Raw genomic sequence first — 14,925 nt, 5'->3', positions numbered from 1 at the left:
GAGAAATGCACTGGCAGCTCTCATCCGAAAAAATCAAGAAATTCAAATACGGCGCCGAAGGGAATCACCCGCTTACGTATGCCGTATATAATCGTAAGCATGAGGATTTCCGCAGGAAGCAGACAGCATATAAAAGCGATGCCGCCATCCTGCATCCATTGCGGCAGGCGGTTCAGGAAAAGGAAATATAACAGAAAATATAACACACATACGATACAAATTCCGGAAACGACCTTTTTTCGCTTCCTTTCACACTCCTGCTTTTCCTGTAGGATCTGTTTCATCCCCCGATGATTTTGAAGCTGTACCACCTCTACCCCCTCCACGTTTTGTTGGGAAGCTGTAAATAGCAGGATATGCTTTGCGTTTCCTGGTGTTCGTTTCACACTGTCCTTTGCAAGCACAGCATTCAGATCCGTTTCATATACCGTCCGGCATATATACGCATAGGCAGGCAGCTTTTTTAAGGCTTCCTCCTCCCACACATCCCGTACATACAAAATCAACTGGCAATAATGCTCAGCCAGAGTCTCCATCAGGTGCACTGCCCCTGGATCACGCAGGGAGGCAGCATCGAAATATATATACAGCTTATTTGAGAAATCCATACTTTCCCCTCTTTTCTTATAATTCTTATTTTTCTTATATTATCACATCCTGCTCTACATTACAATATGAATTGTTGAATCCTTCCACGCTCAATGAAAGTCATTATTTCTCTTTAAAGTATTTCAGCTAAGCATATGCAATAGCAAGTTCATTTATCTGCCTGTATCATCCGCATGCTCTAAGCACTGCAGCTTTGCAAACACGCAAGTACTATGGTTTTTATATTCCTATCCAAAAAAACAGCACTCTATTGCGTAACGCCACAAGAAAAGACGGGCCGAAAGCATTTGCTTCTCACCCGTCTGTTTAAAGTCTAATTGACAGCTATCCGAATCTAGCTTGCCATTTGATTCTGTTGTATGTTCAGCTTTCTTACACAGTCTTTGTTTCAAACTCCAGCGATACCGGACAGTGATCACTTCCATATATATCCGTATGAATCTTTGCTTCCCGTATGCCGTCCTTCGCATCCTCGGAAACAAGAAAATAATCAATCCGCCATCCGGCGTTTTTTTCACGCGCCTTAAAGCGATAGCTCCACCAGGAATAGACTTCTTCCTGCTCAGGATACAAATACCGGTAGGAATCAATAAACCCGCTATCCAGCAAGACGCTCATCTTATTGCGCTCCTCATCTGTAAAGCCCGCATTTCTGCGATTTGTCTTAGGATTTTTTAAATCGATCTCCTTATGCGCTACATTGAGATCCCCGCATACAAGAACGCTTTTTGTTTCATTCAGCTTATGCAGATATGTACGAAATGCATCCTCCCACTCCATACGGTAATCCAGCCGCAGCAGACCGTCCTTTGAATTCGGCGTATAGACGCATACCAGATAGAAATCTTCATATTCACAGGTAATCACACGACCCTCATGATCGTGCTCCTCAATCCCAAGACCATAGCTGACATGAAGCGGCTCCTGCTTGGAAAACACCATTGTTCCACTATACCCTTTTTTCTCTGCGCTATTCATATACTGATGATAAAGCGGCGTCTCAATTTCCAGCTGCCCCGGCTGCATTTTTGTTTCCTGAATGCAGAAAATATCCGCATCTATTTCATTAAAGAAATCCATAAACCCTTTTTGCATACAGGCACGGATTCCATTTACATTCCATGATACCAATCGCATATACATAACCTCCCGAATATGGTTCTATCATACCGTATCTGTCTGAAAAAAGCCAGTCAAACAACCACTTGGGAAATGATTTATAAATGAATCTTTTATATTACTATTTACAACAGCCTCTAAAAGGGAGATTGGATAAAAAATGATTATTGCCCTGTAACTAGCTCTTTTATTCTTTATTACTTATTTAGCATACCACAATATTTGTACCTGACTGTGAATCAAATCCTTTTATAAGTATCACAGAATTTGGAAGTATTCAAATAATAAAAACAGGAATCGCAGCATTCCTGTGGTTCCTGTTTTATCTGAATGTTTCTGTTTAATGCAGATTGATTAGCCCCTTTTCCGTACCCCATGAACCAGTCTGCACCTGCAACTGCAGGCTTGCATCATCAATCGTATCCTTTGTTACATCGAAAGCGATTTTCCCTTTTAAAGAAGCATCCGGATTGATTTCCTTTGCAAAGATGCTGTCATCGCCAAGATACATTATAGAAGAGGAATCTGTATTGTAGGTCTTATCCCCTTTCTTCAGTTTGAAAAAGCTGTCTAACACAGTCAAAGCCTCATCACCATTATTTTTTACAGTAATAGAGATAATCAGATAAGTCTCCTGTGCCTTTTGGTTCAAATACTCATTACCGATGGTATCCGTTGTTTCAATTTTATTAACGGTATATTCTACATCACCAACCCTCAGCGTATCCTTGATGCCGTATGTCTTCTCTTCTTCTTTCGGTTTTTCTTTCTCAGCGGTTTTTTCAACTGCCGACTCGCTCTTTTTTTCTTCGTCGCCGCCTCCGCCTGCCAGAGCTCCAATAACTCCAAGCGCAAGAATCACAATCAGCACAATCTGCCATTTCTTTAATTTTTTCATAAGTCCCTCCGGTTTCTCATCCTGTTTTTATGGAATGATTATATTATACCGACTGTCACCTTTTGGTTGGTATGCTTTCAGCATACTTTGCAAGTGTTTTGCATTTATAGCATTCAATCAGAAAATCATTCCGCATCTGTGATACCTTCAAGTAGCGTTTCTCCTGCTGCCTAACAGTACTTCTCCGTATAATATCCTGAAATACAAATTGTTCAACATTCTGCCATGCCGTACAATAACACAACTCCTTCAATAAGATTCCCATGGAATAAATATCACTTTGTTCATCTGATAACCCGTAATATTGTTCTGGAGCGGCATAACCAACACTCCCTGTACGTAGAATATCCTTTCGTGTTGTCATCAATTTGGCGATTTCAAAATCAATCAGAACAACATAGCCTTTGTCAATCAAAATATTGTCAGGCTTAATATCCCGATGAATGACTGGCGGTGTCAATGCATGAAGATGTTCTACAACCGCAAACAGCTGAAGCATAATACCAATAAGCTCTTCGATACAAAGTTTTCTTTGACTGAGCTTATATTCCAGAGTACAGCCATTTACAAATTCCTCAATCAATATGGTTTTCTCATAGCTGCAGCTGAAATCAATTACATTAGCAAGGTGTTCACACGGATGATTCTGCAGCAGCTGATACAAAGAAAGATCGAGCTTCATTCGCACAATTTTCTTAACAAAGAATAAATTTTCAATCATGTGCTGTACGAGCAGAATATCCTTTTCTTCACTATGAAACAGCATGGCAACATCATCATATACTTCTAATCTCATTTGCACGCTTCCCTCTTTATCACAGATAAAATTATATAAAAAAACTGAAAAGCTTTGGTATGCTTACAGCAGACTTTCCAGTATTGTAGCCAGAATAACGAACAGACTTATGATGATAAATGCACAGAGAAACCATAGAATAACACCTTTGATGAAGCGGATATCCTTTCGCCCATAATCCCGAAAACTAAGAAGTTCCAAAACATTTCCTGCATTGATAGCGATTGCAGGAATAACAGCGAAGCATAAGCCGAACGAAATTCTCTGACAAAACAGCATATACAAGGATGGTGGAGGCGTTATGGTCAGTGTGGAGGCAAGGATGGCGCAAAAAACATAATACCCAAGGAACAGCAGCCGTTTGCCAATTACATCGCCATGGAAACCCGGTAGTTGTTGAAACAAAAGATGAATCGAAAACCGCTTTCGCTGTGATTCAGTCGCACAGCCATATCCTAGAGCCTCTGAAAGCTCTGAAATATCTTGATATCGTCTTTCCGGATCTAACTGCATACATTTTTCAATAATTGCTTTAAACGAACTATCGATATCTTCCACATTAACATCCATTTGCACCATTGTTTTCAAAACAGCTCCCAGTGCATAGATATCACTGCGGCAGTCGCTTTGATGAAAACCATACTGCTCCGGAGAAGCATATCCTGCACTCCCCATAACACGGGTATCCCGATTTTTGTCAAGCTTAAATTCACGGGCAATTTCAAAATCAATCAATTTAATCTCCAGATGATCCAACACCATTATATTTCCCGGTTTGATATCACGATGGATAATAGGCGGCCGCAGATGATGTAGATGGTTGACAGCGGAAAGTAGCTGTCGCATGATATGATGAATATCCTCATTACCTAGAGTGCGCTCACTCAGAACATATTCTAACGTTTTCCCATTGATAAATTCTTCTATAAGAATACATGCATCTCCTCGATAAGCTGCATCATACAATATAGGAATCCGGGGATGAGGATGCTGGATCAGCTGGCGATAGATTGCCCGATCCGTACAATCCTTTATGATTTTTTTGATGTAAAATTTCTGTTCAAGACAGTTTTTAACAAGCAGAACTGTTTTTTCTTCCGTTTGGGACAGCGTATATATTTCTTCTAACAAATCCAGACGCATAATTTCTCCTTTAGCTTGCAATAATTTTGATTTGATTATATCATAATATCTGGTGATTGTATGCAAAAACAAAAAACGAAGGACTTAGAAGATATTCTAAAGAAAGCCAGCGCGCTGGATAAAGACCGTATTTTGAAGGAAATTAGAGATGTTTCCTTTGTAGATTATATCAATGAAATCATGTTGGAAAAAAATTTAGAAAAATCTGATATCATTCGGGATGCTCAGATACCGAGAACCTATGCATATCAGATATTTCAAGGCAGCAAACAAGCTGGAAGAGACAAGATTCTTCAGCTTTCGATAGCCATGAAACTTAATCTAGAAGAAACAAACCGATTGCTGACAGTAGCGCATCATAACCATCTGTATGCCAAACAGCAGCGGGATGCCATTCTTATATTCGGCATCAGCAAGCAGTATTCGCTGATGGAAATCAATGAGTTGCTGGATGAATTTCATCATGAATTGCTTGGTGATTTCCGTTGATTGAAGTAAAAAATAACATAGTCTTGCTTTAGAATAAATACAAAAAAGAGATTTCTCATATTACTTTATCATTAAAATAGTAATAAGTGAAAATCTCTTATTTTTTAATAATATCGAGTAAGACCTGCTTGCACAAGCCTCGATTTTTTTTAAAGCTTTCTTCTGCTTTATTCTACAAATTCAAACTGAATATCGCAGATGGTAACCACATCGCCGTCCTTACAGCCGGCAGCACGCAGTGCCTCATCAATTCCCATCTTCCGCATTTTACGGGCGAATCGCATGAAGTCCTCTTCATTATCCAGCTTACTCATCTTAAAGCTGCGCTCCAACTCTTCTCCGCTCAGCTCCCAGTTTCCATTCCCCATGTTATGCACCTCAAAGGCAGGCTGCTCCGGCTCAAATTTATAAAGCACACCTTCTGCCTCATCATCATTTGCATCATCGTTATATAATGGGAACTGCGGTGTTGTTTCCAGCAAATCGGCAGCACGATATAAGACAGGCTCCAGCCCCTCCGCAATGATGGTCGTAGTTTCAAATACCTCCACCTCAGGGTAGGCCTCCTTAAAGCGCTTCAGATTTTCCTGAGCGTTGTCCAAATCCATTTTATTCGCAAGAACGATCTGCGGCCGCTCCATCAGACGGTATTCATAATGTGCTAATTCATCATTGATGATTCGAAAGTCCTCAACAGGATCCCGTCCGTCATTTGCGCCCATGTCCACAACATGGATGATGACACGGCAGCGTTCAATATGACGCAGAAACTGATGTCCCAGTCCCTTGCCGTCACTCGCTCCTTCAATCAGTCCCGGTAAATCCGCCATAACGAAGCTTCTGCCATCGGGAACCTGTACCATGCCCAGATTCGGTGCCAGCGTCGTAAAATGATATTCCGCAATTTCCGGCTTTGCCTTGGAAACAACGGATAACAGCGTAGACTTTCCAACGGATGGAAAACCGACCAAACCGACATCTGCCAGTACCTTCAGCTCCACCATGATATCCCGTTCTTCTCCCGGTGCGCCAAGCTCGCTATACTGAGGTGCTGTGTTCTTACTGGATTTGAAGTGGAAATTACCGCGGCCGCCCTTTCCACCCTTGGCGATGACTTCCTTTTGTCCCTTGCGGGTGAGGTCTGCCAGAATTCTTCCGGTTTTCTCATCCTTAACGATGGTCCCTTGCGGCACCTTGATCACGCAGTCTGCGCCATCGGCACCATGCATCTTCTTTGTCTTTCCCTTTCCTCCCGGTTCTGCCGCCATTTTACGGTTATAGCGCAAATCCAGCAGCGTCGTCTTTCCTTCGTCTACCATAAAAACGACATCGCCGCCAGCTCCGCCGTCTCCCCCGCTGGGGCCGCCGTAGGCAACATATTTTTCACGCCGGAAGGCAACAATTCCATCGCCGCCCTTTCCAGCCTTCACATGTACTTTGACACGATCAATAAACATTCAGGCACCTCCTGTCTCTTTCTTTTATCCTGCTCAAAAATAAAATCCCCATACCGGGGATTTTTTCATTACGCCTGTGGGTAAACGGACACTTTTTTCTTGTCTTTACCTAAACGTTCGTATTTTACAACACCATTCACTTTTGCGAATAATGTGTCGTCTCCACCTTTTCCAACGTTTGTTCCCGGGTGAATTTTCGTACCACGCTGACGGTAAATGATACTTCCTGCATGGCAGAACTGTCCATCAGCCAGTTTTGCTCCAAGACGTTTGGATTCAGAGTCACGGCCGTTCTTTGTAGAACCAACACCCTTTTTGGATGCGAACAGCTGAATATCTAATACAAATTTCATAATCACACCTCCTGATCGTTTATTGTAATATAGTCTGCATAGCTTTCCTGCATGGTTGACAGCTGATAATACATTCCCTTTAACAGGATACCTGCTGTTTCATCCTGCAGAATTGTTTCAATTTTGATGTATGCTTCCTTCAAAACGAAGTCGCATGCTTCAGGCACCATCTCATCTAAAGCATTCATCATTCCTACAGCTATGGAACTCACTCCGGCGCATACCAGATCCTGACCTGCATCGCCATAGCCTGCATGATCTCTGATTTCCACTTCCTGTATGTTACCCTGATGCCGCTTTACATGGACTCTTACCATAAATTAAGCCTCGATAGATTCGATTGTCAGTTTTGTGTAAGGCTGACGGTGTCCCTGCTTGCGGTGTGAGCTACCTTTTTTAGCCTTGTATTTGTAGACGATGATCTTCTTTGCTTTTCCCTGCTTTTCAACCTTTGCGTTGACCTTAACTCCCTTTACATATGGAGTACCAACACGAAGGGAACGGTTGCAGTAAGCGACTACCTTGTCAAATACAACAGCTTCGCCTTCCTGAACGTCCAGCTTTTCTACGAAGATTGTGGAACCTTCTTCTACACGGATTTGTTTTCCGCCTGTTTCAATGATTGCGTACATAAATCGCACCTCCTTCTAAAAAATTTAAGACTCGCCATGCAAGGTGATGTTTCCATACTTAAACCCTGTTCTGAGCGGTTGTAAATCCGGGAGGACATACAACGTAGTTATGTTATCATAAACAGCCCTTGAAAGCAATACTTTTTTCATTTTTTTACATAGCAGCATCCCATCCTTCCCTTGCATCCATCAAGAAAGACAAGACAGGAACTTACGCGAATAGGAAATGTTCTCCCCTGCTATGTATGCAGATCAGAAAATACAGCTGCTGCGGATTTCTCCTACTCTTTATACCCTGCAGTGAACCTTACGATTCACAACTCCAAATTAGCATAGCCGCCATGCTCATGCAAGCTTTAAAAGCATATCATACCAGACAGCACCGCCGTGAACTGAGGCGCTCACTCCCATATTCTGAAAGCCAAATTGCTCATAGAAGGATACGAGCTGCTCCTTACAGGTGAGGACAAGACCCGCTCGGTTTGCCTGTTTCGCCCTTTCGATCAATGCATGCATCAGCATTTGTGCATAGCCCCGATGCTGAACATCAGGATGCACATCCAATCCGAATACCGTCTGATAGCGCCCCTCTGGCTCATGCAGGGCTGCATCCGCATACATCTCATCATGAATCACACTCGCATTGCTTACACAGCCATTGATCATACCGATGACAGCACCATCTCTTTTCATCACCAGAAAGCTATCCGGGAATGCACAGGCACGCTGCCGCAGCGCTTGCTCATCTGCAGCCTCCTCCTTTGGAAAGCAGCAGGCCTCCAGTGCCGCAAGCTCCTTTATATCCTTCATTTCCACTGGTTGTATCGTTATCAAATCATCCACATCCTTTATTCCCTTTCTATTTTCGTCAGCTTTTTCACCAGGCAGCTTGTTTCCTTATCCACGATTCCCTCTACATACAGATACGTCCCCTTCACAAGATCATCCGCATGCTGGCGGTATATATTCGGCATACAAACAAGGTCGAATTTTCCTGTTTCATCACTGCCGACCACAAACATCATCATATCTCCGTTTTTCGTGCGATACTGGCGGCAGCGGTCAATTAGACATACAAACTTCACATAGCGTCCCTTATGCTTTGGAAGGGAAACAAGTACAGGCAGCTCTCTCCCCATTTTGCTTCGCACATCGGCAATCGGATGTCGGGAAAGATAAAAGCCGATTGCTTCCTTTTCCTTTTCTGCACGTATGACCGCATTGTCCTTCACCACCGTCATTGCCGGCTTGGATACCAGATCAAAGTCGAACAGCACCTGATCCACATCCTCAATTTTCACCAGATCTGCATAACGCAGCGCATCATCCAGTGATGCCATCAGACTTGCACGGGCAAATTTAAAGCAGTCAAGTGCTCCTGCATATATCAAAATCTCAATCGTTTTCTTTCCAATCTTATTCCCATTCATGCGGGCGGTAAAATCAAAGAAATCACGAAACTGTCCTTTCTTTTTCCGTTCCTCTACAATCTGTGACGATACGGCACTGCCGATTCCCTTGATACCGACAAACGGGAAGCGCAAAGCATTCTCCTCAATAACATACTGATTACAGGAGCGATTAACGTCCGGAAGCAGAATCTGTATGCGGCGCTTGCGTGCCTCAAACACATATTCACTCGTTTTGGTTTCCGAGCCGATGACACTGTTCAACAGACTGTTGAAAAAATACAGCGGTGCATTGGCCTTCAGATAGGCAAGCTGATAGGCAATCATACCATAGGCTACAGAATGGGAGCGGTTAAAGCCGTAATTCGCAAATTTCATAATCAATGCATACACCCTTTGCGCCAGTGCCTCCGTATATCCCTTTTGTAAAGCCCCCTGAATGAACTCCTCCCGCATTTTTTGCAGCTCATCGCCTTTTTTCTTACTGATAGCCTTACGCAGATTATCCGCCTTTCCGAGTGTGAAGCCGGCCATCGTCTGCGCCACCTGCATGATCTGCTCCTGATAAATCATAATGCCGTATGTATTTTGTAAAATCGGCTGCAGGCTTGGATGAATATAATCAACCTTTTCCGGATGTGCACGCCGATCCAGATATTCCGGGATATTTTCCATCGGCCCGGGTCGAAACAGCGCAATCGTCGCCACGATATCCTCAAAGCTTTTTGGCTGCATCTTGCGGATCAGATTTTTCATTCCTTCACTCTCCAGCTGAAACACTCCCACGGTATCCACAGCACGAATAAGCGCATAGGTTTTAGGATCATCCAGCGGTATGTGCATAATATCCAGCTTCTGATCGGAGGCCGCATTGATATGCTGAACGATTTCGTCAATGATGGTCAGATTGCGCAGACCGAGAAAATCCATCTTAATCAGTCCAAGCTCCTCCAGATATTCCATGGTGAACTGTGTTGCACATACCCCTTCATCCACATCGATGAGCGGACATACCTGTTCAATATCCTCATTGGAAAAAACAATACCGGCCGCATGCAGCGATGCATGCCGCGGCAAGCCCTCCAGCTTTCTGGCAACGGCATACAGCCGTCCCATTGTTTCCCCATTGTTTATAATCTCCTTAAAGCGCGGTTCATTGTGGTAAGCAAAATCAAGGGTTGCCTTTAACACATTGGGTACCAGCTTGCACAACCGGTCAATCTGACGCGGATTGATTTCCATCGCCTTACCGACATCCCGCAGCACCTGCTTGGCAGCCAGCGTATTAAAGGTGATGATATGGGATACCCGATGCTTCCCATACAGCTCCTCCACATAGCGGATCACCTCATCACGGCGGTTATCCGGAAAATCGGTATCGATATCTGGCATGGAAATACGTTCCGGATTCAAAAAGCGTTCAAACAGCAGATGATAGCGAATCGGATCAACGTGTGTGATGCCAAGACAATAGGCAACCAGAGAACCGGCAGCACTTCCCCTGCCCGGTCCGATGTAAATATGCTGTGTCTTTGCGAATCGGATAAAGTCCCAGACAATGAGAAAGTAATCTGCATACTGCATACGGATGATGACATCCAGCTCGTAATCCAGTCGTTGCTGATAGACATCGGAAATCGTCTGAAACTGCATACGCTTCTGCAGTCCCTTCTGACAGAGACTGCGCAAAAACTCTTCACTGCTGACACCGTATTTATTATGAAATTTCGGCAGTACCGCTTTTGGAAAGCTCATTTCCACATTGCACATCGCCGCAATATGATCGCTCATTGCCAGCTCCGCATCCTCATACAGCTCCTGCATTTCCGCAGGGCTGCGGAAATAACGACGCGGACTGTAATTCAGCATCTTATCCTGAAGGGATACCCCCTGGTCAATAGCACACAGGGTCTTGTAGCTTTCCTCATCCTCGGCATACTCAAAATATACGCGGGAGAGCGCGGTATAGGGAATGCCCAGCTCCTTGCACAGCTGCTTTAAGACCGGATTTTTCTTTTGCATCAGGCCGGAATCATTGCGGGAAACCGCTACATAAAAATCCGCAAACTGCGCTTGACACACCTTTAACCAGTGGCGCAATAAATCCAGCTCTTCCTTCACGATCAGCGTCTCCATCTGATTCTGATCTCCGTTTGTAATCACGATGCAGTCCTTTGCATAAAAGGCAAGGGTATCCAAATCCAGGGTTCTGGTTTCCTCCCCTGTATTCAGCCAGGTGGATAATTTCATCAGATTCTGGTAGCCGTGATCATTTTTAGCCAGCAGCACAAAGCCGTACACATCATCCTTCTCCAGCACGTCCACTTCCATTCCGAAGATCGGTTTGATCTGTTCTTTTTTACAAGCATGATAAAATGCCATGGCCCCATGCATGACATGCTTATCCGTCAGTGCGACAGCTGTATAGCCGCAGCGTTTGGCCGCAGCCGCTATTTTCGCTACCGTCAGGGTGCTTTGCAGCAGGGTATAGCAGCTGCGCACATGTAAGTGGACACTCATTCACAACACCTCATTTCTTCTTATTATTTTATCATAGATTCCCCATTCTTAATACACGCGTGACCATGGTTTCTTTATATTTTTCATTTATTGTGTATGCTGTACTCCTGCCTTTTTCCAACGCAAGCAGTTTTTCGCAAATACAGGGAAGCCGGCTTTGCTGTAGCGGCTTCCCTGTATGTCTATAAATGAAACAGAACAGATTATTCTTTATCTTTCATTTCCGCTTTGGCAGCTCCCTCCAGCATCTTTTTCATCTGTTCCTGCTCCTTTTTTTCTAACTCTTCCATAGCTTTTTTCTGTATTTCCCGCAGTTCTTCTTGTTCCTGTTCCTTTTTCACCCGTTGCTGCCTTGAATAATTCATAAAAGATGGGATCAGGAAGGTAAGAAGCAGCATGATTAGCAAAAGCAGAGTCAATGTTCTGCGCTTTTTCATATAGGCTTGGGGCTGTGCTTGAATTGCCTCTTTAAATTCCTGTTGAACCGGCAGCAAATTATCTTTTAATTTAAAATAGGAAAAAAGCAGCTTCTGTGTAGCCTTTACATAGTGATAATTTTTAGCCTGTCTGCCAAGATGAACCAACAGCTCCAGATCCTCTGGATTCATGTTCTGTTTTTTTAGCCACTTTTTCCATTCTTCCGGTGGTCTGTTCCGGCTGGAAATCGCTGCAAATTGATGTACCTGCCCATAGATTTCCCTTTTCCAGCTTATGAAATCCTGCTCGGAAAAGGAGGCATCTTTACTAAGCAGAAGCTTCAGCCTTGCGTAGGTTTGCTTTTCATCCGTGAGAAGATGCTCCCGGATATGAAGAAAGGAATAAATCTTCCCGGCTACTGCACTGCTATGGGCGTACATTTTTCTCATTTCCAATTCCACGATTTTCTCAGCCATCTGTGCATCCGGATCATCATCCTCCCAGTTCCTTTGATTCAAAAATTCAAGCCATGCCTCTGTATCTTCCTGAGGCTGAGAACACAATTCCTCCCACGTTTGCAACAGATATTCCTGGTCCCTTTTACACGAAAACCGATAGCTTTGAAATACAGGAATCCCTTTTTGAATACTGTCTAACAGTTCCTCCTGCACAGGGCGTAATTCGGAGGTCTTTAAATGAAAAGCCTGTTGCAGCTGTTGCCTTATGGTAAAGGGTATTTCGTTATCAGATTTACGTAGTTCTCTGCCTAATGCATTTAAAAATATATCTTCTTGAAACAGCATGCATTTTTCGCATTCCTGTAACAGCTCTTGCAGCTGATGATGATCCTGCAGCCTCACTGCTTCAGCGATAGCCTGGGGAAGTCGTTCATGATTTACTGCAGTGTCATCCTCCAGCGTTTCAGTTGCCTGTGCTGCTTGCAGGAAGGACTTTTTTTCAATTTTTGTAAAAGCTTCTTCGCCAGTTGTTTCTTCCCTTGCAGGTATGGATTCCTGAACAAGTACAGACTGCTGTGCGCGGGCATAGCGGATTGCCTCATGATATGCCTGCTGCAGCTCCTGGAAAGCGATTGGATCTTCCTCTGGATGATACAGCTTTACCTGCTTTGCATATGCTTTTTTTACAGCATGGATATCATGGATTTCATCAATATCCAAACGTTTTAAAATTTCTTCTACTGTCACGCTATGTACTCCTAACTAAAGAATATCGGTGTATCCTTTTCCAATTCGTCAAAAGCAGCTTTGACTTTTTTGTAAGATTCATGAATCTGATGCATGTTTTCTCGCTGTAAGGCCTGCTCAAATTCGTCCAGTAAATCAGAAATATTTCTTCTTCGCTCCCCAACACTTTCATAAAACAACCGTTCCCCGCGCTCCAGCAAATTTCGGAAAACTTCCTTTTCATGAGAAGGCAGTTTAAATTCCTGCAGCTCCTTCAAACGGAGTTTAACTTCCTCCTCCTTCATACGATTCATTTTGTTTTGAATCACGATGCGCTGTTCACTCTTTGTCTCATAGGTATTGGTTTCCACTTCCAGTAATCCGTTTATATCATACGTGAAACGAACGGAAATCGGCTGATATTCCTCTCTGGTCTTGGGAACCTTGATTTCAACTGTACGCATAAGAAGATTCGCCTCTGCCTGTCGATGCTCTCCCTGTAAAACTCTGATTTCCAATTTTCCATTTTTTGAACGGTAGGTAAACAGACGAAGCACACTGCACGGCAATGTAGAATTCCGTTCTATGATAGGCGCCAGAGCATAGCTTTCTGTTGCATCATCATAAACAGCTATCCCCAATGTAAAAGGACAGATATCACTTAACAGAAGATCTCGAACATCACGATTACGCTCCTTAATTCCTCCGGCCACCCCGCATCCGATGGCAATGGCCTGATCAGGCTCATGTGACAATGTTACATTGCGTTGTAACAGGTACTCTAAAAACTGTATGACCACCGGCATACGGCAGGTACCTCCCACCAGAATAATTTCCTGAATATCTTGAAGATGTAGCCCGCTGTCCTTTAATACCCTCTCCATGGGGATGCGGATGCGTTGCAGCAGGGGCATACAAACAGATGTCAATTTCCCACGATTCCATTTCATTTCGCATTTTTGTTCATGCAGCATGACCTGAAGAGTACAATCCGTTTGTACACTGAGCTGCTTTTTTGCTTTTTCCACTTCATTCTTGAGAAGACCCAGCTCCTGTGCCTGCAGCTCCTGCTTTTTCATTCCCTGTTCCTGTAAAAAGCTTTCCAGTATCGCTTCATCAAAATCACTGCCGCCAAGATGATTATCCCCACTGATTGCACGGATTTCCACTACATTGTCAAAAGCTTCCACAATGGATATATCCAGTGTACCTCCACCAAAATCCACGACCAGAGCAAGCATATCCTCCTCTAAATTCACCATATGGTGTGATAATGCTGCAGCACTGGGTTCGTTGATAATTCGATCTACGCGAATACCAGCTAATTGTCCTGCGATTTTTGTGGCCCATCGCTGGTCATCATTAAAATAAGCAGGGACACTAATGACTGCTTCCTCGATATCCTCATGCAAAAACACACTTGCATCCTCTACCAGCTTACGAATGACCAAGGCACTTAAATCTTGGGGCTGATAAGCTTTACCATATGCCATATAGGTTTTATCCGTTCCCATATAACGTTTAAATTCAGCGAATGTCGTAGAGGGATGTGTTACTAAACGCTGCCTTGCAGCTTCTCCTACCAATATTTCCCCGTTTTCCAGGAAGCTTACAACTGACGGTGTAAGAAATGCTCCAAATGCATTCGGAATCAGTACGTATTTATGATTATCCCATATACAGGCTAATGAATTTGTTGTACCTAAATCTATTCCTAAAATTGCCATACACACACCTTCTTTCCTTTATTCATCCAGTTTGATTGCTTTATCCACAACAGGCTGGATATAGCCATACTCCACATCATAGATACCTCCTTCTGCATACGTTCAACACAGCATGAAGAGCATACAGCGCCAATAAGCAGCCGCAATCTGAGCTGTAGCCACATTCGCGTGA

Annotated in this window: 14 protein-coding genes and 1 other annotated feature; of the genes, 1 reads left to right on the top strand and 13 read right to left on the bottom strand. The window is 43.6% G+C overall.

Annotated features, from left to right (window positions below; genetic code table 11):
- Positions 1-20: 20 nt before the first annotated feature.
- The 5 genes from GKZ87_10365 to GKZ87_10345 form a co-directional block, all read right to left on the bottom strand.
- On the bottom strand, positions 21-608 hold the full coding sequence (locus GKZ87_10365; GenBank protein QSI25849.1) for a hypothetical protein: 588 nt from the start codon (positions 606-608) through the stop codon (positions 21-23).
- A 373-nt stretch (positions 609-981) separates the two neighbouring features.
- Complete coding sequence (xth, locus tag GKZ87_10360; GenBank protein QSI25848.1) at positions 982-1,746, bottom strand: exodeoxyribonuclease III; 765 nt, start codon at positions 1,744-1,746, stop codon at positions 982-984.
- A gap of 322 nt (positions 1,747-2,068) precedes the next feature.
- Complete coding sequence (locus GKZ87_10355) at positions 2,069-2,626, bottom strand: DUF4352 domain-containing protein (GenBank protein ID QSI25847.1); 558 nt, start codon at positions 2,624-2,626, stop codon at positions 2,069-2,071.
- A 55-nt stretch (positions 2,627-2,681) separates the two neighbouring features.
- Complete coding sequence (locus tag GKZ87_10350; GenBank protein QSI25846.1) at positions 2,682-3,422, bottom strand: protein kinase; 741 nt, start codon at positions 3,420-3,422, stop codon at positions 2,682-2,684.
- Between the two features lie 63 nt (positions 3,423-3,485).
- Entirely contained in the window at positions 3,486-4,565 is a 1,080-nt protein-coding gene (locus GKZ87_10345; protein QSI25845.1) for a protein kinase, read from the bottom strand.
- Positions 4,566-4,625: 60 nt separating this feature from the next.
- Here GKZ87_10345 and GKZ87_10340 point away from each other — a divergent pair, with 60 nt between their 5' ends.
- Entirely contained in the window at positions 4,626-5,054 is a 429-nt protein-coding gene (locus tag GKZ87_10340) for a hypothetical protein (GenBank protein ID QSI25844.1), read from the top strand.
- 167 nt (positions 5,055-5,221) lie between these two features.
- On the opposite strand, the gene obgE is transcribed toward GKZ87_10340, so the two are convergent.
- The 8 genes from obgE to GKZ87_10300 form a co-directional block, all read right to left on the bottom strand.
- The gene (gene obgE, locus GKZ87_10335) at positions 5,222-6,511 is read right to left on the bottom strand and encodes a GTPase ObgE (GenBank protein ID QSI25843.1); all 1,290 of its coding nucleotides are present in this window, start codon (positions 6,509-6,511) and stop codon (positions 5,222-5,224) included.
- A 68-nt stretch (positions 6,512-6,579) separates the two neighbouring features.
- Positions 6,580-6,864 carry a 50S ribosomal protein L27 gene (rpmA, locus tag GKZ87_10330; protein QSI25842.1) on the bottom strand — a complete coding sequence of 95 codons (285 nt, stop codon included), beginning with the start codon at positions 6,862-6,864 and terminating at the stop codon, positions 6,580-6,582.
- A gap of 2 nt (positions 6,865-6,866) precedes the next feature.
- On the bottom strand, positions 6,867-7,181 hold the full coding sequence (locus tag GKZ87_10325; GenBank protein QSI25841.1) for a ribosomal-processing cysteine protease Prp: 315 nt from the start codon (positions 7,179-7,181) through the stop codon (positions 6,867-6,869).
- A 3-nt stretch (positions 7,182-7,184) separates the two neighbouring features.
- A complete protein-coding gene (gene rplU / locus GKZ87_10320; GenBank protein ID QSI25840.1) occupies positions 7,185-7,496 on the bottom strand; it encodes a 50S ribosomal protein L21 in 312 nt (103 codons plus the stop codon).
- Positions 7,497-7,513: 17 nt separating this feature from the next.
- Positions 7,514-7,586, bottom strand: a sequence feature (ribosomal protein L21 leader region).
- 255 nt (positions 7,587-7,841) lie between these two features.
- Entirely contained in the window at positions 7,842-8,330 is a 489-nt protein-coding gene (locus GKZ87_10315; protein QSI25839.1) for a GNAT family N-acetyltransferase, read from the bottom strand.
- A 14-nt stretch (positions 8,331-8,344) separates the two neighbouring features.
- On the bottom strand, positions 8,345-11,425 hold the full coding sequence (gene dnaE, locus GKZ87_10310) for a DNA polymerase III subunit alpha (protein QSI25838.1): 3,081 nt from the start codon (positions 11,423-11,425) through the stop codon (positions 8,345-8,347).
- 203 nt (positions 11,426-11,628) lie between these two features.
- The gene (locus tag GKZ87_10305; protein QSI25837.1) at positions 11,629-13,047 is read right to left on the bottom strand and encodes a hypothetical protein; all 1,419 of its coding nucleotides are present in this window, start codon (positions 13,045-13,047) and stop codon (positions 11,629-11,631) included.
- A gap of 11 nt (positions 13,048-13,058) precedes the next feature.
- Complete coding sequence (locus tag GKZ87_10300; GenBank protein ID QSI25836.1) at positions 13,059-14,753, bottom strand: Hsp70 family protein; 1,695 nt, start codon at positions 14,751-14,753, stop codon at positions 13,059-13,061.
- Positions 14,754-14,925 lie beyond the last annotated feature (172 nt).

This window comes from Erysipelotrichaceae bacterium 66202529 (assembly GCA_017161075.1).
Taxonomy (GTDB): Bacteria; Bacillota_I; Bacilli_A; order Erysipelotrichales; family Erysipelotrichaceae; genus Clostridium_AQ.
Note: the sequence above shows the minus strand (reverse complement) of the source record. Positions and strands in the feature narration are given on the sequence as shown.